The organism is Terrabacter sp. 05T424, assembly GCF_056396225.1.
Genome location: NZ_JBFTLB010000004.1, coordinates 137,443 through 158,028 on the forward strand (window position 1 = coordinate 137,443; position 20,586 = coordinate 158,028).

A 20,586-nucleotide genomic window follows, 5' to 3' on the forward strand; every position below is an offset into this window, starting at 1 on the left:
CCACGCCGCGGCAGAGCCACAAGCAAACCCCTCGCCCGCTGTCAGATGTTGCCGAAGAGTGGCATTCGTCACGGCTGGCACAGTCCTCCGCAACGGCACAGGGCCGCACTCACACACCGGCTCCTCAGCGACGCCGGAGCACCCCTTGGAGGTCCCATGGCACGTCACTCCGTCTTCCGAATCGTTGCCCCCGCCCTCGGTGTCGCGCTGCTCGCCGCAGCCTGCGGCTCGAGCGAGCCCGGCAGCAGCACGACCGGCGGTGCGGGCGGTGACGCCCCGCGCATCGCCGCGATCTTCTCCGGATCCGCCACCGACGCCGACTACAACGCCCTCGGCCTGCTCGCCCTCCAGGCAGCCGAGAAGTCCCAGGGGGCCGAGACCGCCCACTCCGAGAGCGTCCCGGTGCCCGACGCCGAGCGCGTCATGAAGGAGTACCTCGCCGACGGCTACACCGTGATCTGGAGCCACGGCAGCCAGTACTTCGAGGCGACCAGCAAGCTGGCAAAGCAGAACCCCGACGTCACCTTCATCGGCGAGTTCGACGACAAGCCGAAGGAGTCGATCCCCAACCTGTGGGTGCTCGACCGCAACTTCCACACGGCCTTCTACCCCCTCGGCGTCCTCGCAGCCGCGCAGACCAAGTCGGGCAAGATCGGCTACGTCGGAGGCCTGTCGCTCCCCTTCTCCTACTCCGAGGTCCACGCCATCAACCAGGCGCTCAAGGACAACGGCTCCAGCGCCACCGTCACGCCCGTGTGGACCGGCGACTTCAACGACCCGACGAAGGCGCAGCAGATCACCTCGCAGCTCGTCGGCCAGGGCAACGACGTCATCATCGGCTCGCTCAACCTCGGCATGGTCGGCGCCTTCCAGGCCCTCAAGGGCAAGGCCGACAACGTCGTCGTCACCGCGAAGTACACAGACAAGTCGCAGTTCGACCCACAGCACTATGCGACGTCCGCGATCTACGACTTCACCAAGCCCCTCGGCGACATGCTGACGAAGATCAAGGCCGGCGAGCGCAACGGCTACTACCCCCTCGGCTTCCAGGCGGGCGTCTCGATCCAGACTCCGAAGAACATCGACCCGGCCGTCGCCGCGAAGGTCGAGCAGGCCGTCACCGACATCACGTCGGGCAAGATCATGGTCGAGAAGAACCTCACGCCGATCAAGTGATGCGCCCATGACCGACGACACCGCACGGGGGCCGGAGAGCCCCCGGCCGCTCCTGCACATGGACGGCATACGCAAGACGTTCGGGCCGGTCGTGGCTCTCGACAGCGTCGACCTCACGGTCGGGCAGAGCGAGGTCCACGGCCTGCTCGGCGGCAACGGGGCCGGCAAGACGACGCTCATGAACGTCCTCTACGGGCTCTACCGCCCCGACGCCGGCACCGTCACCCTCGAGGGGGCCGACGTCGTCATCCGCGACCCGCGGGCGGCGATCGCCCACGGCATCGGCATGGTCCACCAGAACTTCCTCCAGGTCGACACGTACAGCGTCACCGAGAACGTCGTCCTGGGCACCCACCTGCCGTCGTGGCCGTCGATGAATCTGCGCGGCGAGGCTGAGCGCATCGCGGAGCTCTCCACGCGCTTCGGCCTGACGGTCGACCCGGGTGCCAAGGTCGCCGACCTGTCGGTCGGCCTGCGCCAGCGGGTCGAGATCCTCAAGGCGCTCTACCGCGGCGCGAAGGTGCTCGTCCTCGACGAGCCGACGACGAATCTCACTCCACAGGAGGTGGACTCGCTCTTCGGCTCGCTGCGCGCGATCGTGGACGAAGGGATGAGCGTCGTCTTCATCACCCACAAGATCCGCGAGACGATGGCGGTGTGCGACACGCTGACCGTGATGCGCGACGGCCTCCGCGTCGGCACCGTCGCACGTCGCGAGACCTCACCCACCGAGCTGGCTGGGCTCATGGTCGGCGACGACGCAATGGTCAGCCGGGTCACCGAGGTGGTGACGGCCGGCATGGCCGCCCCCGTCTCCGGCACCAGCGGACCGAGCACGTATGCCATCAGCCACGGTCCCGAGCGGGTCGTCGTCTCGGGGGTGGTGGCGCACAACGACCACGGCGTGCCCGCCACCCACGACGTCAGCCTGTCGGTCCGCGGCGGTGAGGTCGTCGGGATCGCCGGCGTCGCCGGCAACGGCCAGGTCGAGCTCGCCGAAGCACTGTCGGGTGTGCGGCCCATGGTCGCCGGCTCGGTCTCGCTCGACGACCACGACCTCGCGGGGGCCCCGACGGCGGCGTGGCTCGACCGTGGTGTCGCGTACGTGCCGGAGGACCGTCACCGCGACGGCATCCTGCCCTCGGAGAGCATCGTCGAGAACCTCGTGCTCGGCGCGCAGCGCGGGCGCCGGTTCCGCTCAGGACCCCTCCTCGACTGGCGCGTAGCTCGGCAGCACGCCGAGGACTCGATCAGGGCCTTCTCCATCAAGGCGCCGTCGGCCTCGACCCCGGCCGCGCAGCTGTCGGGAGGCAACATCCAGCGGATCATCCTCGCGCGCGCCTTCTCCCACGAGCCCGGGTTCCTCATCCTGCACAACCCGACGCGCGGCCTCGACATCCCGTCGACCCAGTTCGTGTACGACCGCACCCGCGGCGCCGCCACCAACGGCACGGCCGTGCTGCTCATCTCTGAGGACCTCGACGAGCTGACCAACCTGTGCGACCGCATCCTGGTCGTCTACTCCGGCCGCATCGTCGGCGAACGGCGCCGGGGCGAGTACGACCAGTACGAAATGGGCCATCTGATGGCCGGACTCGAGGAGTCGGCATGACGACGACCACCACCCCCGTCCAGACCCCGCCGCAGACCGGGCCCGCCCCGGGTCGCGGCCCCGCCATGGCCAGGCAGGTCGTCTCCTACGTCGTGGCCGTTCTCCTCGCGTTCGTGGTCGCCGGCATCGTGATCTCCGCGCTCGGGCACAACCCGCTGAGCGCCTACCGCGCCATCGTGACGACGTCGTTCAAGTCCGGCTTCGGGCTCGTCGAGACGGTACACAAGTGGGTTCCGCTGGTGTTGCTGGCACTCGCGTTCACGATCCCCCTCGCGGCCGGCAAGTACAACATCGGTGGTGAGGGGCAGCTGCTCGTCGGTGCCACCGCGAGCACCGCGGCCGGCATACTCCTGGCCGACCTGCCGCTGCCCGTCCTGCTGCCCATGGTCCTTGTCTGCGGGGTCCTGGCCGGCGCTGTCTTCGCGTGGGTCGCGGCCTGGCTGATGGACCGGTTCGGCATCAACGAGATCCTCAGCACGGTGCTCCTCAACTTCGTCAGCTTCGGGATCGTCGACTACGTCGCGTCCGAGGTGTGGAGCGACCCGGCAGCCGGGCACCCGACGACCATCCCCATCGGCGAGGGCGGTCTGCTCCCTCAGGTCGGTCGCCCCGCCATGCACCTCGGGGTACTGCTCGCAGTGCTCGTGACGGTCGCGGTGGTCGTCATCATGCGGCGCAGCGTGCCGGGCTACGAGCTGCGCGCCGTCGGCGCCAACTCCCGAGCCGCCCAGGTCCACGGCATCCGCATCGGCAGGGTGGCCGTCGGATCGCTCGTCGTCGGCGGAGCCCTCGCGGGACTCGCGGGCGCCATCGAGGTCGCCGGTGTGCACGGGAAGCTCATCGAGGGCATGCAGTCGAACTACCTGCTCCTCGGCATCATCATCGGGCTCATCGCTAGGGGCAACGCACTCGCCGTGCCCTTCGTCGCCTTCGGCATCGCCGTCCTCGAGGTCGGCTCCAGCGCGATGCAGCGCACGGCCGGCGTGCCGAGCGAGATGGTGCTCATCGTCGAAGCCCTGATCCTTTTGTTCCTGCTCTTCTCCGACGTCGTCGGGGCCCGTCTGGGGAGGTCGTCGCGATGACCGAGGTCACCTCGTTCCTGCAGCTCGTCGTCACCGCCATGGTGCCGTTCATCCTCGCCGCCCAGGGCACCATGCTCGCCGGACGCGCCGGGGTCTTCAACGTGGCCCAGGAGGGCCTGATGATGCTCGGCGCCAGCGTCGGCTTCCTCGTCTCGCTGAAGTTCGGCGGCAACCTCGTCGGCCTCGTCGCGGCCGCGCTCGTCGGCGGCTTCTTCGGCTGGTTCCTCGGGTGGGTCACCACGCGCTTCCGGCTCGACCAGTTCGTCATCGGGCTCGCGCTCTTCTTCGCCGCCACCGGCATCGCTTCCCTGCTCTACAAGGTCGTCATCGGCGTCACGCTCCAGCCGCCGCTCATCCCGACCCTCGACGACGTGAGCATCCCGCTGCTGTCGTCGATCCCCGTGCTCGGTCCGGTGCTCTTCCAGCAGTCGGGCATGGTCTACCTCGCCTTCGTCGTCTCCGGGTTGCTCTACTGGCTCCTCTACCGCACCAACCATGGCCTCAAGCTCCGGTCCGTCGGCGAGAACCCCAAGGCCGCAGACAGTCTCGGCGTCAACGTCGCCCGGACGCGCATCTGGTGCAGCGCGGGCGGTGCAGCCCTCATGGCGCTCGCCGGCGCCTACCTGCCGATGACCTACACAGGCACCTACACCGAGGGCATGGTCGCGGGCCGCGGTTGGCTCGCCATCGCGCTCGCCTTCTTCGGGGGCTGGCGACCGCAGTACATCCTCGGCGGTGCTGCGTTCTTCGCCGGCATGGAGGTCCTGGCGCTGCGCGTGCAGGTCGGCGGGCTCGACGTGCCGCACCAGTTCATCTCGATGCTGCCCTACGTCGCGACCCTCCTCGTCATGATGTTCGCACTACGCTTCGCCCGCATCCCGGCCTTCCTCGGACGCAACTACGACCGCGAGAGCCGAACCTCGCACTGAGGCGAGGCCGAACGATGCACGAAGAGAAGGGGACTGTCATGATCAAGCCACGACGGCTGGGCGCGCGGGAGCTGCTCGCCGCGGTGCTGGACGACGACAGCTGGCAGGGCTGGGACGAGGAGCCGTCCCAGCCGGCCGAGCCCGGTAGCGCCTATGCCGTCGAGCTCGCCGCCGCCACCGAGCGCAGTGGCTGCGACGAGTCGATCATCACCGGAGAAGGACGCATCCGAGGGCGGCGCGTGGCGGTCATCGCGGGCGAGTTCTCGTTCCTCGCCGGATCCATCGGGGCCGTGGCCGCCGAGCGGATCGTCCTCGCCTTCGAGCGGGCCGTGCGCGAGGAGCTGCCGGTCTTCGCGGCGCCCAGCTCCGGTGGCACGCGCATGCAGGAGGGCACGCCGGCATTCGTCGGCATGGTCAAGATCAGTGCCGCCTGCGCCCAGCTCAAGGCGGCCGGCCTGCCGTACCTCGTCTACCTGCGTCACCCCACGACCGGAGGAGTATTCGCGTCGTGGGGCTCCCTCGGCCAGGTCACCGTCGCCGAGCCCGGCGCGATGATCGGCTTCCTCGGCGCCCGGGTCTACGAGGCCCTCTACGGCCAGCCGTTCCCCGAGGGCGTCCAGACCGCCGAGAACCTCTTCGAGCACGGCCTCATCGACGCGATCCTGCCCGTCGAGGCGCTCGCCGAGACCGCGGACCGCGCCCTCAACGTGCTGATGGGCCCACGCGAGAACGTGCCCGACGTGCCCGAGCTCGTCCGTGAGCCGCTCGACGACATCCCGGCCTGGGACTCCATCGTCCGCTCCCGGCGCAGCGACCGGCCGGGTGTGCGGGCGCTGCTCAAGCTCGGGGCGACCGACGTGCTGCCCCTGCACGGGACCGGCCAGGGCGAGTACGACCCCGGCCTGCTCATGGCCTTGGCCCGCTTCGGCGGCGCCCCGTGCATCGTGCTCGGCCAGGACCGCCGGGGTCAGACGCTGGACACTCCCCTGTCCCCCAAGGGACTTCGCGTGGCCAGGCGTGGGATGGCCCTCGCCCGCGAGCTCAGCCTCCCCCTCGTCAGCATCATCGACACGGCGGGTGCGGCCCTGTCGAAGGAGGCCGAGGAGGGCGGCATGGCCGGCGAGATCGCGCGGTGCCTCGCCGACCTCGTGACACTCGAGGCGCCCACGTTGTGCGTGCTTCTCGGTCAGGGCACGGGCGGCGGCGCCCTCGCCGTCATGCCCGCGGACCGGGTCATCTGCGCGCAGCACTCCTGGCTGTCGCCGCTGCCGCCCGAGGGAGCGTCTGCCATCCTGCACCGCGACACCGAGCACGCACCCGAGCTGGCACAGGCCCAGCGGGTCCGCTCCGTCGACCTGCTCGCCGACGGCATCGTCGACCGCATCGTCGCCGAGCACCCCGACGCGGCCGACGAGCCGGAGGAGTTCTGTCGCCGGATGAGCCAGACGATCCAGCACGAGCTGGCGGTCCTCGCCCGCGAGCAGCCGGACGAGCGTCTCGCCGCCCGGCTCGCCCGCTACCGGGCCCTGGGCGCGGGCGCCCCACGGGCGTGAGCCGCTGCGACATCGACTGACCTCACCGTCCGTTTGCGGCGCGACCCGAGGTCAGTCGATGTCGCGTTCCTCGATGGTCTGGCGCACCGTGTTGGTCGGCATCGTCGCGCCGCTCGGGCGCTCCTCGCGAGTGATGACCCGTTTGCGCTGGCTGCCCTTGCGACCGTGCCAGATGAGCAGCCCGCCGGCGACCATGAGGATGATGCCGACGATCGGCAGGCTGATGACCGACGTGTTGGCCCGGACCGCGAAGGTCAGGATCGCGCCCACGACGGCGAGCAGGACTCCGACACCCACAGTGCCTCCACCTCCTGGTTTGAGCGGCGACGCAACGACTGCGTCTCCTCGACATCATCCTCCCTACCCGCCGGGGCGCCGGGACCCGCGCACCCACAGGCGGCGGACGGCATACATCTGCCAATGTCGGGGGCCGCGTTGGGCAGGAGGTGACAACGCGCACGCTCGCACGTGCTCCCTAGGCTCACGCCATGACGACGGCCCCGACAAGCAAGGACGCACCGTGAGGGTGCTCGTGGCGCTGGGCGGCAACGCCATGACCGGCCCCGACGGCAGCGCGACGCCCCAGGCCCAGCGGGCCGCGATCACGAAGGCCAGCCAGCACCTCGCCGACCTCGTCGCGGCCGGCCACGAGGTCGTCGTGACGCACGGCAATGGCCCGCAGGTCGGCAACCTCCTCGTCAAGAACGAGCTGGCCGCGCACGTGGTGCCGCCCGTCCCGCTCGACTGGTGCGGCGCGCAGACGCAGGGCACCATCGGTTTCACCCTGCTCGACACCCTCGAGGCGGCCCTCGGCGCACGCGGGGCCGAGCGTCCCGTCGCGGCGCTCGTCACGCGTACGCTGGTGGCCGCCGACGACCCCGGCTTCACCCACCCGACCAAGCCGATCGGGCGCTTCCTGCCCCGCGAGCAGGCGCAGGCCCTCATCGACCACGGCGAGCGCTGGGAGGACCGCGGCGACAAGGGCTGGCGACGAGTGGTCGCCTCGCCGGAGCCGATCGAGGTCCTCGAGACGCACACGCTGCTCACCCTGCTCGGCGCGGGCTACGTCGTCGTCGCGGCCGGCGGCGGCGGCATCCCCGTCGTGCGCACCGAGAGCGGCGCGGTCCGCGGCGTCGAGGCGGTCATCGACAAGGACCTCACAGCAGCCCTGCTCGCCCGCGCGGTCGGCGCCGACGTGCTCGTCATCGCCACCGACGTCGCGCACGCCGTCGCCGGCTGGGGCACCCCCGACGCCCACGACATCGGGCGGGTCACCCTCGCCGAGATGGAGGCGTATGCCGCCGCCGGCCACTTCGCGTCGGGCTCCATGGGCCCCAAGATCGAGGCCGCCATGCGTTTCGTGCGCGCCGGCGGCCGCCGCTCCATCGTGACGGCACTCGACCAGCTCGCAACCGCCATCGACGGCCACATCGGGACCGTCATCGAAAACCCTGAAAGAGAAAGGTGATTCACGTGCCCGAAGCCATTGAGGTGCGCAAGGTCCCCATCCACTCGGTCGCCGACGCGTCGGAGCTCGCGAAGCTCATCGACGACGGTGTCATGGAGGCGAGCCGCGTCATCGCCATCATCGGCAAGACCGAGGGCAACGGCGGCGTCAACGACTACACGCGCATCATCGCCGACCGGGCGTTCCGTGAGGTGCTCGTCGAGAAGGGCGCTCCTGCCGACCAGGTCAAGCAGGTCCCGATCGTCTGGTCCGGCGGCACCGACGGCGTCATCAGCCCGCACGCGACGATCTTCGCGACCGTTCCCGCCGACAAGGCCGAGGCGTCCGACGAGCCGCGGCTGACGGTCGGCTTCGCGATGAGCGAGCCGATCAAGCCCGAGGAGATCGGCTACGTCGCGATGGTGCAGAAGGTCGCCGACGCCGTGAAGGTGGCGATGGAGCGTGCCGGCATCACCGACCCGGCCGACGTGCACTACGTCCAGACCAAGACGCCGCTGCTGACGATCCACACGATCCGCGACGCGAAGTCCCGCGGCCACGAGGTGTGGACCGAGCACACGCACGAGTCGATGGACCTCTCCAACGGCACGACCGGTCTCGGCATCGCCGTCGCCCTCGGCGAGATCGACATGCCGACCGATGCCGACATCATGCACAACCGCTCGCTCTTCTCCTCCGTCGCGTCGTGCTCCTCCGGTGTCGAGCTCGACCAGGCGCAGGTCGTCGTCGTCGGCAACGCCCGCGGCGTCGGTGGCCGTTACCGCATCGGCCACTCGGTGATGCAGGACGCCCTCGACGCCGACGGCATCTGGGCGGCGATCAAGGACGCCGGTCTCGAGCTGCCCGAGCGTGCGCACTCCTCGGACATCGACGGGCGTCTCGTCAACGTCTTCCTCAAGTGCGAGGTGAGCCAGGACGGTCAGGTGCACGGCCGGCGCAACGCCATGCTCGACGACTCCGACGTGCACTGGCACCGCCAGATCAAGTCGGCCGTCGGCGGCGTCACGGCCTCGGTGACCGGAGACCCGGCCGTGTTCGTGTCGGTGTCGGCCGCGCACCAGGGCCCCGACGGCGGTGGCCCGGTCGCCGCGATCGTCGACCTCGGCGAGGGCGAGCCCACCGGCTACCGCTGGACCCGCTGACCCTGCTTCTCTCTCCCCAATCGAAAGAACACTCCGTCACCCCAGACAATCGAAAGAACACTCCGTCACGGTTCGGCGGGACCGAGCGGCCCCGCTGTCAGGCGACGGAGTGTTCTTTCGATTGAGACCCCGGGACGGGAGTGTTCTTTCGATTGAGACCCCGGACGGAGTGTTCTTTCGATTTGAACTCAGTGGAAGAAGTGGCGGGTGCCGGTGAAGTACATGGTCACGCCGGTTGCCTTCGCCGCCTCGATGACCTCGTCGTCGCGGATCGAGCCGCCGGGAGCGACGACCGCGCGCACGCCCGCCTCGAGCAGGATCTGCAGGCCGTCGGCGAACGGGAAGAACGCGTCGGACGCCGCGACCGAGCCCCGCGCCCTCTCCTCACCGGCACGGCGCACCGCGAGGTAGCAGGAGTCGACCCGATTCACCTGGCCCATGCCGACACCGACGGCGGCGCCGTCCTTGGCGAGCAGGATCGCGTTCGACTTCACGGCGCGGATCGCGCGCCAGGCGAACTGCAGGTCGGCGAGCGTCGCGTCGTCCGCAGCATCACCGGAGACGAGGCGCCAGTTGGCGGCGTCGTCGCCACCGGTCACGGCATCGCTCTCGCTGCGCACGACGGCGTCCACCCGGTCGACGGACTGCACGAGCAGACCGCCGCTGATCGGCCGGGTCTCGATCGGGTCGGCCGTCTCGGCCATGCCCGCCGGCAGGCGCAGCACGCGGAGGTTCTTCTTGGCGGTCAGGATCTCTAGAGCCTCGGGCTCGTAGTCGGGGGCGATGATGACCTCGGTGAAGACCGGCTTCGCAGCCGCGGCCATCGCAGCGGTGACCGTGCGGTTCGAGGCGATGATGCCGCCGTACGCGCTCACCGGGTCGGTCGCGTGGGCGCGCTCGTACGCCTCCTCGATCGACGTGCCGACGGCGATGCCGCACGGGTTGGCGTGCTTGATGATCGCGACGGTCGGCTGGTCGCCGTGGTCGTGGGCGGCGCGCACCGCGGCGTCGGTGTCGACGTAGTTGTTGTACGACATCTCCTTGCCGTGCAGCTGCTCGGCGGAGGCCACGCCCGGACGCCAGTGGCGGTAGAGCGCCGCCTGCTGGTGCGGGTTCTCGCCGTAGCGCAGGGCCGCCGAGCGGTCGAAGGTCGCACCCGTCCAGGCGGGGAAGCCCGTGCCGTCGGACGTGTCCGAGTACGCGTTGCCCATCCAGCTCGCGACGGCGACGTCGTAGGACGCGGTGTGCACGAAAGCCTCGGCGGCGAGGCGCTGGCGCTGGGCCAGCGTGAAGCCGCCGGAGCCGAGCGCCTCGACGACCTCGCCGTATGCCGTCGGGCTGGTCACGATCGCGACGCTGGGGTGGTTCTTGGCCGCGGCGCGCACCATGGAGGGGCCACCGATGTCGATCTGCTCGATGCACTCGTCGGGCGTCGCGCCCGAGGCGACGGTCTCGCGGAACGGGTAGAGGTTGACGACGACGAGCTCGAAGGGCTCGACCTCGAGGTCGGCCAGCTGCTGGAGGTGATCGGGCTTGCGCGTGTCGGCGAGGATGCCCGCGTGCACCTTCGGGTGCAGCGTCTTGACGCGCCCCTCGAGGCACTCGGGGAAGCCGGTCAGCTGCTCGACCGGGGTGACCCCGATGCCGAGGGCGGCGATGGTCTTGGCTGTCGACCCGGTCGAGACGATGCTCACGCCCGCGGAGTCGAGCGCGCGGGCGAGGTCCTCGAGACCGGTCTTGTCGTAGACGGAGATGAGAGCGCGCTTGATCGGGCGGCGGCCGTCGGACATCAGAACTCCTGGCGTGGGTAGGCGAGTGTCGATGACTCCGGAACACCCAGGCGGGCGATGCTCCGACAGTTCACTCCCTGGTGGTTCCCCACCTGCGCCAGTCGTGTGCCGCCAGACTAGCGGCCGACGCCGCGACGAGCCGAATCGTCCGTGACGCAGCGTTCTCTCGATCGAGGGTGCGCGTGACGGAGCGTTCTGTCGATCGGGAAGGGGTCAGCCGCGCCCGAGGCGGACGCGGCGGCCTTCGACGGAGAAGCCCTCGCGGGCCATCCGACCGACGACGTCGACGAGCAGGTCACGCTCCTGCACCTTGATCCGCTCGTGGAGGCTCTCCTCTGTGTCGTCGTCCTCGACGGCGACGACCCGCTGCTCGATGATCGGGCCGGTGTCGACGCCGGAGTCGACCAGGTGGCAGGTCGTGCCGGTCACCCTGACCCCGTACGCGAGCGCGTCGCGTACGCCGTGGGCGCCGGGAAAGCTCGGCAGCAGCGCCGGGTGCGTGTTGACGATGGGCTGCGCACCGAGCGTGAGCGGGCCGAGGATCCGCATGAACCCCGCGGTCACGACGAATGTCGGCGCGGCCGCCGCCACCTGGTCGGCGAGCGCGACGTCCCAGGCTGCCCGGTCGGCGAAGTCGGACACCGGGCACACGAACGTCGGGATGCCGGCGCGCTCGGCCCGCTCCAGTCCGGTGCAGGGCCGGTCGGCACCGACTGCCGCGATGCGCACGCCGTACGCCGGGTCGTGGGCGGCGTCGAGCAGCGCCTGCAGCAGCGTGCCGGAGCCCGAGACGAGGACGACGACCGGGACCGGTCCCTCGGTCGCTCCGGCAGTGCTGGCGAGGGCGTCGGTCGTCACGCGCCGGAGTGTAGCGCCGCGGCCCGGTGCCGGCCCGCGTCGATCCGTCACCGGACGATGGGCGAGGATGGGGCGCATGACAGAGCCGGAGCTGGAGCAGGAGATCGCGTTCGCTCGCGAGAAGGCCAAGCGCACCCTGCCCCTCGCCCTGCTCGTGCTGCTCGGGCTCGTCGCGATGTACCTGCCGCTGCCGAAACGGTTCGTCGCGTTCCTGCCGCTGGTCATCGCGATCGTGCTGACGGTCCGACTGCTGCGCTTTCTCTCGGCGCGCGGCGGCCGCGAGAAGATCTGGCCGGCCCTGACGCTCGTCATCGTCGGCATGCTGCTCTCGACACTCGTGCTCCAGGTCGCCTTCTACGACTCGTGGAGCGCCTACGAGAGCTGCCTCTCGGGCGCCCAGACCCGGCAGGCCACCGCCGACTGCGAGCACCTCAAGGACGCCGGGATGGTCGGCCTCGTCGTTCGCTGACGGGTCGCTCAGACCGACGTCGAGGTCTGCGCGTCGTCGACCGCGTCGTCGGCGACCGCTTCGCGCGACGCCGGGGAAGCCCCCTCTCTGCCGCTGCGGGACGCCAGGCGCTCACGCAGCAGCAGCACGCCGAGCCAGAGCAGGGCACCGCCGACGACCTCGGCCAGCAACGCGGCCGCGAAGGTCCACAGGTGGGGTCCGACCGCGGCGAGACGGTCGACGCCGACGGCCCCCCGGCCGAGCGCCGTCAGGCYGACGACGACGAGGACTGCCAGGACGGCCGCCGTGACGGTGGCGAGGAACCGCGACCGCATGTTGCCGAAGAACTCGAGGGCGGCCTCGACGCGCCCGCCCAGCCAGGCTCCGACGGCGACGGGCACCAGGAGGACGGCATACGTGGCGGTCGGGAAGTCGGCGGCACCCGGCAGCGCCCCGAAGAGCGGGAGGAGGGGCAGCAGCCCGGGCTGAGCGGCGGCCGGGGAGACGGTCGAACCGAGGGCGATCTGGAAGCCGGGACCGGCGAGGAACGACAGCGCCCACGTCGCCGCGTTGCCGAGCAGGGTGACCTGCGCAAGCACGATGACGGCGAGCGCCCCGAGGTTCGCGGCGTACTGGCCCTGGATGTCGGCGACCTCGGGCCAAGAGACGACCACCCTGACCAGCACGAGGGCCAGGCCCACCCCGAAGAGCAGGCGCGCACCTCGCCAGCCGATGCGCCAGACGGACGGCAACCACGTCGGGCCACGCCGGAACCACGTGCGCACGAAGGCGGGCGCCGAGTCGTCGTCGGGCCTGAGCATGACGAAGCCGAGCGCCGCCACGGGGACGAGCAGCGACCCGAGCACCGCCGCGGCCCCGGGTGTCGCCGGTCCTCCGAGGGTGAAGAGCGCGAACACGGCCGCGGCGACGCCGTAGCCGACGAGGAAGCCGGGCACGACGCCCCACTTCGCCACGCGGCTCCAGTCCTCACCGCCCACGCGCAACCGCTCCGTCTCTGCGAGGCGCCGGGCCCACCGGAACACGATGTAGACGAAGACGGCCAGCAGCAGCAGCGGTGTCATCGAGATCGCCACTCCCCCGGCGCCGACCGACTGCCCGTGGCCGACGAACCAGATGGCGCTCGCGACCGAGACCGCGGAGAACCAGCCGACGGTGCTCTCGGGCGCCGCGACCCAGCCGACCAGGGCGGGCAGAACGACCACCGTCCACGTGCCCAACGCCGCGAGCGCCCCTGCGCGCAAGGCCGACGGGAAGGCGCTCGACGGGCTTGTGGCGGCTGTCTCGCGGGCCAGTTTTCTCACTCCTGGGTGCTGCTTCGGGTGCGGCGGTCCGCGCCCATCGTCACGCGGACCGCCGCGAGGAGCGAGCACCCACGCCGAAGCGGTCCGTTCTTCCCCCTTTTGGACGCTGGAAGACCGACGACCGGCGACGCACACTGGACGTGGGGGTGGTCCCGGTCCGTTCGGGACCCAAGGGGCTTGAGGGGGTCCCGCCATGAAGAAGATCCGTCGGCAGACCCTGACGTTGCTGACCGTCCTGCTCACCGTGGCGACGGCCGCACTCCTGGGCGTGGGTGGGGCGACGCCCAGCGGTGGCGCGGGCCCTGCTCCGCCTGGGGCGCGATCGGTGCCGGCTCAGCCCGTGGCCTTCGCGGGCACCGTCTACCTCACCTTCGACGACGGGCCGCACACGACGTGGACGCCGAAGGTCCTCGCGGTTCTGCGCAAGTACGGGGTCAGGGCCGTGTTCTTCGAGATCGGCCAGAACGTCGCGACGGCGCCGTCGGTGACGCGGAGCGTACGCGACGCCGGGATGCTTGTCGGCAACCACACGTGGAGCCACCCCGACCTGACCCTGCTCTCGAGCACATCGGTCACGAGCCAGCTGAACCGGATGGAGTCGGCCCTCGGCTACCGGCCGCGCTGCGTCCGCCCGCCCTACGGCGCGACGAACGCCCGTATCGCGGCGATCATCGCGGCCCGGGGCCAGCGGCAGATCCTCTGGACCGTGGACCCGCGCGACTGGTCCCGCCCCGGGACGGCCACGATCGTCAACCGGGTGCTCGCGAGCGTGCGGGACGGCTCGCGGGTCCTGCTCCACGACGGCGGCGGGGACCGCTCCCAGACCGTCGCGGCGCTCGACCTGCTCATCCCGCAGCTACGGGCCCGCGGCTTCGTGCTCGGCCTGATGGCCTGCTGACACTCTCGCAATCGCCCCGACGGACGTATGCCGCCGAGCCGGGCTGGGTGCCGGCGTGGGCACCCAGCCGACTCAGCGGCATACGTAATCGGTTGTGGCAGAGGCTACTTCGCGAGGCCCTTCATGATCTCGCGCATGAGGTCGGCGGTCTCGGACGGCGTCTTGCCGACCTTCACGCCCGCGGCCTCGAGGGCCTCCTTCTTGGCCTGCGCGGTGCCCGACGAGCCCGACACGATGGCGCCGGCGTGGCCCATCGTCTTGCCCTCGGGGGCCGTGAAGCCCGCGACGTAGCCGACGACCGGCTTCGTGACGTTCTCCTTGATGTAGGCCGCGGCCCGCTCCTCGGCGTCGCCGCCGATCTCGCCGATCATGACGATCGCGTCGGTGTCGGGGTCGTTCTGGAACGCCTCGAGGCAGTCGATGTGGGTCGTGCCGATGATCGGGTCGCCACCGATTCCGACGGCCGAGCTGAAGCCGAAGTCACGCAGCTCGTACATCATCTGGTAGGTCAGCGTGCCCGACTTGGAGACCAGGCCGATGCGGCCGGTGCCGGAGATGTCGGCCGGGATGATGCCCGCGTTGGAGACGCCCGGCGTGATGAGGCCCGGGCAGTTCGGGCCGACGAGGCGCGTCGTGCCTTTTTCCTTGGCGTAGTTGTAGAACTCCGCGGTGTCCTTGACCGCGACGCCCTCGGTGATGACGACGGCGAGGGGGATCTCGGCGTCGATCGCCTCGACGGCCGCGGCCTTGGTGAACTGCGCGGGCACGAAGATGACAGACACGTTGGCGCCGGTGGCCTCGATGGCCTCCTTGACCGTGCCGTAGACGGGGACGGAGACGCCGCCCTCGAAGTCGACGGTCGTGCCGGCCTTGCGCGGGTTGACGCCGCCGACGATGTCGGTGCCGGACTTGAGCATGCGCTGGGTGTGCTTCATGCCCTCGGAGCCGGTCATGCCCTGGACGATGACCTTGGAGTCAGCGTTGAGGAAGATAGCCATGGTTGATCGTTCTCTCTCTCGGACTCTGGGTTCAGGCCTGCGAGGCCAGCTCGGCGGCGCGGCGCGCGGCGCCGTCCATCGTCGGCTCGACCGTCACCAGCGGGTGGTCGCGCTCCTGCAGGATGCGGCGACCCTCCTCGACGTTGTTGCCGTCGAGGCGCACGACGAGCGGGCGGTTCTCCTCGTCGCCGAGGGCGTCGAGGGCACCGACGATGCCGTTGGCCACGGCGTCGCAGGAGGTGATGCCGCCGAAGACGTTGACGAAGACGCTCTTGACCTGCGGGTCGGACAGGATGATGTGGAGGCCGTTGGCCATCACCTCGGCGCTCGCGCCACCGCCGATGTCGAGGAAGTTGGCCGGCTTCTGGCCGCCGAACTCCTCACCGGCGTACGCGACGACGTCGAGGGTGCTCATGACCAGCCCGGCGCCGTTGCCGATGATGCCGACGGAGCCGTCGAGCTTGACGTAGTTGAGGTCCTTCTCCTTGGCGGCGGCCTCGAGCGGGTCAGCGTGCGCCGTGTCCTCGAGGGCCTCGTGGTCGGCGTGGCGGAAGCCGGCGTTCTCGTCGAGCGTCACCTTGCCGTCGAGGGCGACGATGTCGCCGTCCTCGGTCTTGACGAGCGGGTTGACCTCGACGAGCGTCGCGTCCTCCTCGCGGTAGACGGTCCACAGCTTCTGGATGACGTCGGCGATCGCGGCCTTGTCGGCGTCGTCGAAGCCGGCGGCGTCGACGATCTCCTGCGCCTTGGCGGCGTCGATGCCCGTGTTGGGGTCGACCGCGACGCGAGCGAGTGCCTCGGGGCGCTCGACGGCGAGCTCCTCGATCTCCATGCCGCCCTCCTTGGAGCACATGGCGAGGTAGGTGCGGTTGGCCCGGTCGAGCAGGACCGAGAAGTAGTACTCCTCGGCAATGCGCGCGCCCTGGGCGATCATCACGGTGCCGACCGTGTGGCCCTTGATGTCCATGCCGAGGATCGCCTCGGCGGCGGCCTGCGCCTCGTCGGGGCTCTTGGTCACCTTGACGCCACCGGCCTTGCCGCGGCCGCCGGTCTTCACCTGCGCCTTGACGACGGTGACACCGCCCGACTTCGGCCCGATCTGCTCGGCGGCCGCGCGGGCCTCCTCCGGGGTGGTGGCGATGGCGCCGGCCAGCACGGGCACGCCGTGCTTCTCGAACATGTCGCGGGCTTGGTACTCGAAGAGATCCACGGGTGGGGTCCGTCCTCGTCGTCGATTCGTATCGTCGTCGACTGCGCCGCTGCGGCGTCCCGGGCTCGCGGTGCTCACGCTGACGCGCGGAGAGGGGCCCTGCACCGAGGCGCAACCGAATCAGGCTGTCCCTCGGACTCTAGTGGCTCCGAACTCGTGCGACGCCAGCGGGTCGCGGCGGACCGGACGAAGATCACACCCCCGTCTCACGTACCGCCCGGTACGCGGGTTGGCGCTTCGTGCGCGGGTCGGCGGTTCGTGCGGGCGGCGCCCCCGCCGCAGGATGCCGGAACACGCGGAGCGGGCTCTGGGCTGCGTCGCCGGCTCAGGCAGCGGTCTGGGCCAAGGCGTTCCGCAGGCGTCGCCGAAGCCGGGCCGGCTCAGCAAGGTCGGACCACACGACCCGCACGACGATCCAGCCGGCACGACGAAGGGCGTCCTCGCGCTGCTTCTCCTCGAAGAGCGCGGCGCGGTCGACGTACTTCACCGCGCCGTCGAACTCGACGAGAACCCGGGTGCCCCTGACCCGGAAGTCGGTGCGGAAGAGCCGCCCCTCGGCGCGGATCTCGACCTGCGGCTCGAGGTCGAACCCGAGGCAGCGCAGCACATATGCCGTGCGCGTCTCCCCCGGTGGCGTGCCGCCCGTCAGCGTGTCCCAGGGCTGCCCGAATCGTGGCCATGCCGGGATGGCCGGTGAGGCGCTCCACCGCGCCGACGAGCTGGTCGGGTCTGACGAGCGCCCGGGCGATCGCTGCGTCGGCGGCGACCAAGGCGGACTCCGGCCCGTGCACGAGCCCGGTCTGGACGAGGGCCACAGCGAGCGGAACCGTCGTCGTGAACGAGGCGCCCATCTGGCCCGTCGCACTCGGCACGGCGAGACCGGGCACCGGCCGGTGGATCACCAGACCCTGGCGTCGGACCGAGGCGTTGGGCACTCGGGCTCCCGACTGAAGGGGCACGGAGGTCAGGTGGACGGTGTCGAGGTCGACGGCATACGTCGGCAGCTCGTGCAGGACGAGGGCGGAGTGGTGGCTGACGGCTGCACGCGAGGCGTTGGCTCTGCCGAGCGCGGTGGCCATGAGAGCGTGCCGTGACTCGGGGCTGAGCGGCGTGACCGGCGCGACGGCATACCAGCCACGGGTGAGTCGGAGGCACGCGCCGGACCGCACCAGGCGGCTCAGGGCGTGCCCGTCGAGACCGTGTGCCGCGGCGTCGGCGGCCGAGAAGACGCCGTCGGCGCCGAGCAGGTCGAGTCGCATGGATCGAGGGTCGCGGCCCCCGGGCACCCGGACCAGCGCGGCCACCGGCGTTGTGGATGACGAGCTCGGGGACTGCGAGGGTGTGGACGGCGCGCGCGTTCCTGCGCGTCACGCGGGTCTGTGGTCGGTCCGCCCGGGGAACCGAACGTGCGGACCCTGAACCCGCGGAGGAGGCATCCAGTCGCGGAGGCGACCCCGGGGTGTCCGTTGTGTCAGGCGGGGTGGACGTTCTCGCGGACCCAGCCGACGATGTCGGTCGTCGTGGCGCCCGGGGTGAAGACCTTGGCGACGCCGAGCTTCTCGAGCTCGGGGATGTCGTCGTCGGGGATGATGCCGCCGCCGAAGACGACGATGTCACTGGCGTCGCGCTCGGCGAGCAGCTCGACGACGCGGGCGAAGAGGGTCAGGTGCGCCCCGGAGAGCACGGAGAGCCCGACGACGTCGGCGTCCTCCTGGATGGCCGCCTCGACGATCTGCTCGGGCGTCTGGTGCAGCCCCGTGTAGATGACCTCCATGCCGGCGTCGCGCAGCGCCCGGGCCACGACCTTGGCGCCGCGGTCGTGACCGTCGAGCCCGGGCTTGGCCACGACCACGCGGATCACGTCACCCGCCGAGTCGTCGGCGGAGGATGCAGCGGAGGGTGCGGCGGTCTGTGCGGGCTCGTCGGAGGTCACGGAAAAGGCCTCGGCGCCGGGGGTCTCGCTCATGCCGGGCACTCTAGCCAGCCGCGTGAGACGCGGCGCGCAATAGTGATGCAACGCCCACCCATCGGGGTACGTTCGGCTCGTGGCAGTGGCAGCACGCGCGGCAACGACGCCCCGTCAGAGCAGCACCCCGAGGCAGTGCGCGAGCGGGCCCAAGGGCTTCCTCGCAGCGGTCGGGGAGGTGGCCGGTGCCCTCCTGACGCCCACCGGGCTCGCCGGCGCGGCCCTCGAGGCCACCTGGATGGGCCTGCACCTGGGGCTCTACCCGCTGGGCCTGCTCGGCTCGCGGGCCAGCGACCGTCGTCAGGGCTACCGCCTCGGGCACCTGCCGCCGAGCCAGCGTGGCCTCGCGATCCAGAACGTCGAGGCTGCCGAGACGCCGATCCTGCTCGTGCACGGCATGGTCGACAACCGCTCGATCTTCACGGTGCTGCGCCGCGGCCTGGTGCGGCGCGGCTTCGGTCGCATCGAGACCATGAACTACTCCGTGTTCACCGGCGACATCCGGGCGGCGGCCGCCGAGCTCGGCGCCGAGGTCGAGCGCATCGTCGAGGAGACCGGCTACGAGCGCATCCACGTCATCGGGCACTCGATGGGAGGGCTGATCGCGCGCTACTACGTGACCCGGCTCGGCGGCGACGCCCACGTGCACACGCTCGTCACCCTGGGCACGCCTCACCAGGGCAGCTACCTCGCGTTCAGCTGGAACAACGGCCTGACCCGGCAGCTGCGGCCCGGGAGCCCGCTGATGAAGGAGCTCGCCGGTCCGGTGAAGGACTGCCAGACGCGCTTCCTTGTCTACTGGTCCGACCTCGACCAGGTCGTCGTGCCCCAGCGCAATGCCGCCCTGCACCACGACGACCTCAACGTCCACAACGTCGGCCTGCACGGCGTCGGCCACATGAGCCTGCCCATCACGAGCAGCGTCGTGCACGGGATCTCGACCGCGCTCGCACACCTCGACACGTCGGGCGCCACGGTCACCCCGGGCGTGAGCTCCCTCGAGAGCCGCCGCTCTAGCACGGGCACGGCGGCGGGTGGCGGTCATTCGTCGCGAGTCGTCAAGCCACGGTGAATCTTCCGCCAGGCACGGCCCTCGCCGACAAATTCGGACAGATCGGCCTGTGCAAAACCTTTTGACGCCGAGACAAATGCCCTAATGTCGAGCCCAGTCGCGACCCTCCACCGCGGCGCGAGACGTCCCTCCAGGACGCGGCTCGATTTCGCATAACGAAACGGTCACGTTAGTCTGGCGGCTCGCAATCTGTGACCGATAGGTAAGTTCTTCGTGCCCAAAAGCAATTACACCGGCCGTCATCGGCCGGCCGCCAAGCCATCACGGGGTCGACAGTTCGTCGTCCCCGTTGCTCTGCTCAGCTCGACCGTCGCCGGAGGTTTCATCGTCCGCGACGCCGGCGCCAGCGAGCTGAGCCCCGAGGCCGCGGCCATGAAGAACGTCTCCAACTCGGTTGCGGGGCTCGGCCTCACGGCCGACCCGGACGCCCTTGCCGCGGCCACCGCCAACCGTGCCGGTGCGCGCTCGTCCCGTGACATGGCCCGCGACGCCAAGAACCTCATCGTCAATGCGACCGCCTCCGCCTCCGGCGCGGCCGCCCAGGCGCAGGCAACCGCCGAAAAGTCCGCCGCCGCCCAGGCTGCAGCCGCCGAGGCGCAGGCCGCCGCTGCAGCCAAGGCGAAGCGAGACGCGGCCGAGCGTGCGCGCGCAACCGCACACCGCTGGGTCTCCCCCGTGTCCGGCTACACGCTGACCTCCGGCTTCGGCTGGCGCTGGGGCAAGATGCACCCGGCCCAGGACCTCGCGTGTGCCGTCGGCACCCCCGTCCACGCCCTCTCGAGCGGCACGGTCATCTTCGCCGGCTGGTCCAACGAGGGCTACGGCAACTTCGTCAAGATCCGATACTGGGACGGCACCGTCTCCTGGATGGCGCACAACAGCCGCCTTCTCGTCTCGGTCGGCGACGAGGTCGCCCCGGGCCAGAAGGTCGCCTACAGCGGCAGCACGGGCAACTCGACGGGGCCGCACGTGCACCTCGAGATCCACCCCGGCGACGGCGCGGCCGTCGCTCCCCGCACCTGGCTCTCGGCCCACGGCATCAACCTCTGACCCAGGTCGCAA

General features: G+C 70.7%; 19 protein-coding genes, 1 pseudogene and 1 riboswitch. Of the genes and pseudogenes, 11 read left to right on the plus strand and 9 right to left on the minus strand.

What is annotated here, in order from left to right; all coding sequences use genetic code 11:
- Positions 1-156: 156 nt before the first annotated feature.
- From AC1DE0_RS11190 to AC1DE0_RS11210, 5 genes are read left to right on the plus strand one after another with little or no spacing between them, the layout of a single operon-like run.
- Positions 157-1,176: a BMP family protein gene (locus tag AC1DE0_RS11190; RefSeq protein ID WP_478100387.1), complete on the plus strand. Its 1,020-nt coding sequence runs from the start codon at positions 157-159 to the stop codon at positions 1,174-1,176.
- Positions 1,177-1,183: 7 nt separating this feature from the next.
- The gene (locus tag AC1DE0_RS11195; RefSeq protein ID WP_478100389.1) at positions 1,184-2,788 is read left to right on the plus strand and encodes an ABC transporter ATP-binding protein; all 1,605 of its coding nucleotides are present in this window, start codon (positions 1,184-1,186) and stop codon (positions 2,786-2,788) included.
- Entirely contained in the window at positions 2,785-3,870 is a 1,086-nt protein-coding gene (locus AC1DE0_RS11200; protein ID WP_478100391.1) for an ABC transporter permease, read from the plus strand. The genes AC1DE0_RS11195 and AC1DE0_RS11200 overlap by 4 nt, the downstream gene beginning before the upstream one ends.
- Positions 3,867-4,799 carry an ABC transporter permease gene (locus AC1DE0_RS11205; protein ID WP_478100392.1) on the plus strand — a complete coding sequence of 311 codons (933 nt, stop codon included), beginning with the start codon at positions 3,867-3,869 and terminating at the stop codon, positions 4,797-4,799. Before AC1DE0_RS11200 ends, AC1DE0_RS11205 begins: the two co-directional genes overlap by 4 nt.
- 38 nt (positions 4,800-4,837) lie before the next feature.
- Entirely contained in the window at positions 4,838-6,352 is a 1,515-nt protein-coding gene (locus AC1DE0_RS11210) for a carboxyl transferase domain-containing protein (protein WP_478100394.1), read from the plus strand.
- Positions 6,353-6,403: 51 nt separating this feature from the next.
- Here the strand turns inward: AC1DE0_RS11210 and AC1DE0_RS11215 are convergent, their stop codons facing one another.
- Positions 6,404-6,649: a DUF6458 family protein gene (locus AC1DE0_RS11215; protein ID WP_478100396.1), complete on the minus strand. Its 246-nt coding sequence runs from the start codon at positions 6,647-6,649 to the stop codon at positions 6,404-6,406.
- Positions 6,650-6,872: 223 nt separating this feature from the next.
- On the opposite strand from AC1DE0_RS11215, the gene AC1DE0_RS11220 reads away from it, so the two are divergent.
- On the plus strand, positions 6,873-7,820 hold the full coding sequence (locus tag AC1DE0_RS11220; RefSeq protein WP_478100398.1) for a carbamate kinase: 948 nt from the start codon (positions 6,873-6,875) through the stop codon (positions 7,818-7,820).
- 5 nt (positions 7,821-7,825) lie between these two features.
- Positions 7,826-8,962, plus strand: coding sequence for a barbiturase (gene bar / locus AC1DE0_RS11225; RefSeq protein ID WP_478100400.1), 1,137 nt, complete (start codon positions 7,826-7,828; stop codon positions 8,960-8,962).
- Positions 8,963-9,150: 188 nt separating this feature from the next.
- On the opposite strand, the gene purH is transcribed toward bar, so the two are convergent.
- Both purH and purN read right to left on the minus strand, forming a co-directional pair.
- Positions 9,151-10,752, minus strand: coding sequence for a bifunctional phosphoribosylaminoimidazolecarboxamide formyltransferase/IMP cyclohydrolase (purH, locus tag AC1DE0_RS11230; protein ID WP_478100402.1), 1,602 nt, complete (start codon positions 10,750-10,752; stop codon positions 9,151-9,153).
- A 37-nt stretch (positions 10,753-10,789) separates the two neighbouring features.
- Positions 10,790-10,867: riboswitch (ZMP/ZTP riboswitch) on the minus strand.
- 98 nt (positions 10,868-10,965) lie between these two features.
- Positions 10,966-11,610, minus strand: coding sequence for a phosphoribosylglycinamide formyltransferase (gene purN / locus AC1DE0_RS11235; RefSeq protein WP_478100405.1), 645 nt, complete (start codon positions 11,608-11,610; stop codon positions 10,966-10,968).
- Between the two features lie 76 nt (positions 11,611-11,686).
- Between purN and AC1DE0_RS11240 the strand changes: the two genes are divergently transcribed.
- The gene (locus tag AC1DE0_RS11240; RefSeq protein ID WP_478100407.1) at positions 11,687-12,079 is read left to right on the plus strand and encodes a hypothetical protein; all 393 of its coding nucleotides are present in this window, start codon (positions 11,687-11,689) and stop codon (positions 12,077-12,079) included.
- Between the two features lie 8 nt (positions 12,080-12,087).
- On the opposite strand, the gene AC1DE0_RS11245 is transcribed toward AC1DE0_RS11240, so the two are convergent.
- Positions 12,088-13,380 (minus strand): cell division protein PerM, encoded by a 1,293-nt coding sequence (locus AC1DE0_RS11245; RefSeq protein WP_478100409.1) that lies wholly within the window; start codon positions 13,378-13,380, stop codon positions 12,088-12,090.
- Between the two features lie 193 nt (positions 13,381-13,573).
- Between AC1DE0_RS11245 and AC1DE0_RS11250 the strand changes: the two genes are divergently transcribed.
- Complete coding sequence (locus AC1DE0_RS11250) at positions 13,574-14,278, plus strand: polysaccharide deacetylase family protein (RefSeq protein WP_478100411.1); 705 nt, start codon at positions 13,574-13,576, stop codon at positions 14,276-14,278.
- Positions 14,279-14,382: 104 nt separating this feature from the next.
- Here AC1DE0_RS11250 and sucD read toward each other — a convergent pair whose 3' ends face one another.
- From sucD to AC1DE0_RS11275, 5 genes and pseudogenes are all read right to left on the minus strand, one after another.
- Positions 14,383-15,276 carry a succinate--CoA ligase subunit alpha gene (sucD, locus tag AC1DE0_RS11255; protein WP_478100413.1) on the minus strand — a complete coding sequence of 298 codons (894 nt, stop codon included), beginning with the start codon at positions 15,274-15,276 and terminating at the stop codon, positions 14,383-14,385.
- Between the two features lie 31 nt (positions 15,277-15,307).
- The gene (gene sucC, locus AC1DE0_RS11260) at positions 15,308-16,486 is read right to left on the minus strand and encodes an ADP-forming succinate--CoA ligase subunit beta (RefSeq protein WP_478100415.1); all 1,179 of its coding nucleotides are present in this window, start codon (positions 16,484-16,486) and stop codon (positions 15,308-15,310) included.
- Positions 16,487-16,811: 325 nt separating this feature from the next.
- A complete protein-coding gene (locus AC1DE0_RS11265) occupies positions 16,812-17,093 on the minus strand; it encodes a hypothetical protein (protein ID WP_478100795.1) in 282 nt (93 codons plus the stop codon).
- A gap of 523 nt (positions 17,094-17,616) precedes the next feature.
- Positions 17,617-17,745, minus strand: a pseudogene (locus AC1DE0_RS11270) (type IV toxin-antitoxin system AbiEi family antitoxin domain-containing protein); the annotation flags it as partial.
- 212 nt (positions 17,746-17,957) lie between these two features.
- Positions 17,958-18,452: a cobalamin B12-binding domain-containing protein gene (locus AC1DE0_RS11275; RefSeq protein ID WP_478100417.1), complete on the minus strand. Its 495-nt coding sequence runs from the start codon at positions 18,450-18,452 to the stop codon at positions 17,958-17,960.
- 79 nt (positions 18,453-18,531) lie between these two features.
- On the opposite strand from AC1DE0_RS11275, the gene AC1DE0_RS11280 reads away from it, so the two are divergent.
- Together AC1DE0_RS11280 and AC1DE0_RS11285 are read left to right on the plus strand one after the other, a co-directional pair.
- On the plus strand, positions 18,532-19,524 hold the full coding sequence (locus AC1DE0_RS11280; protein WP_478100420.1) for an esterase/lipase family protein: 993 nt from the start codon (positions 18,532-18,534) through the stop codon (positions 19,522-19,524).
- 213 nt (positions 19,525-19,737) lie between these two features.
- The gene (locus AC1DE0_RS11285; RefSeq protein ID WP_478100422.1) at positions 19,738-20,574 is read left to right on the plus strand and encodes a M23 family metallopeptidase; all 837 of its coding nucleotides are present in this window, start codon (positions 19,738-19,740) and stop codon (positions 20,572-20,574) included.
- Positions 20,575-20,586 lie beyond the last annotated feature (12 nt).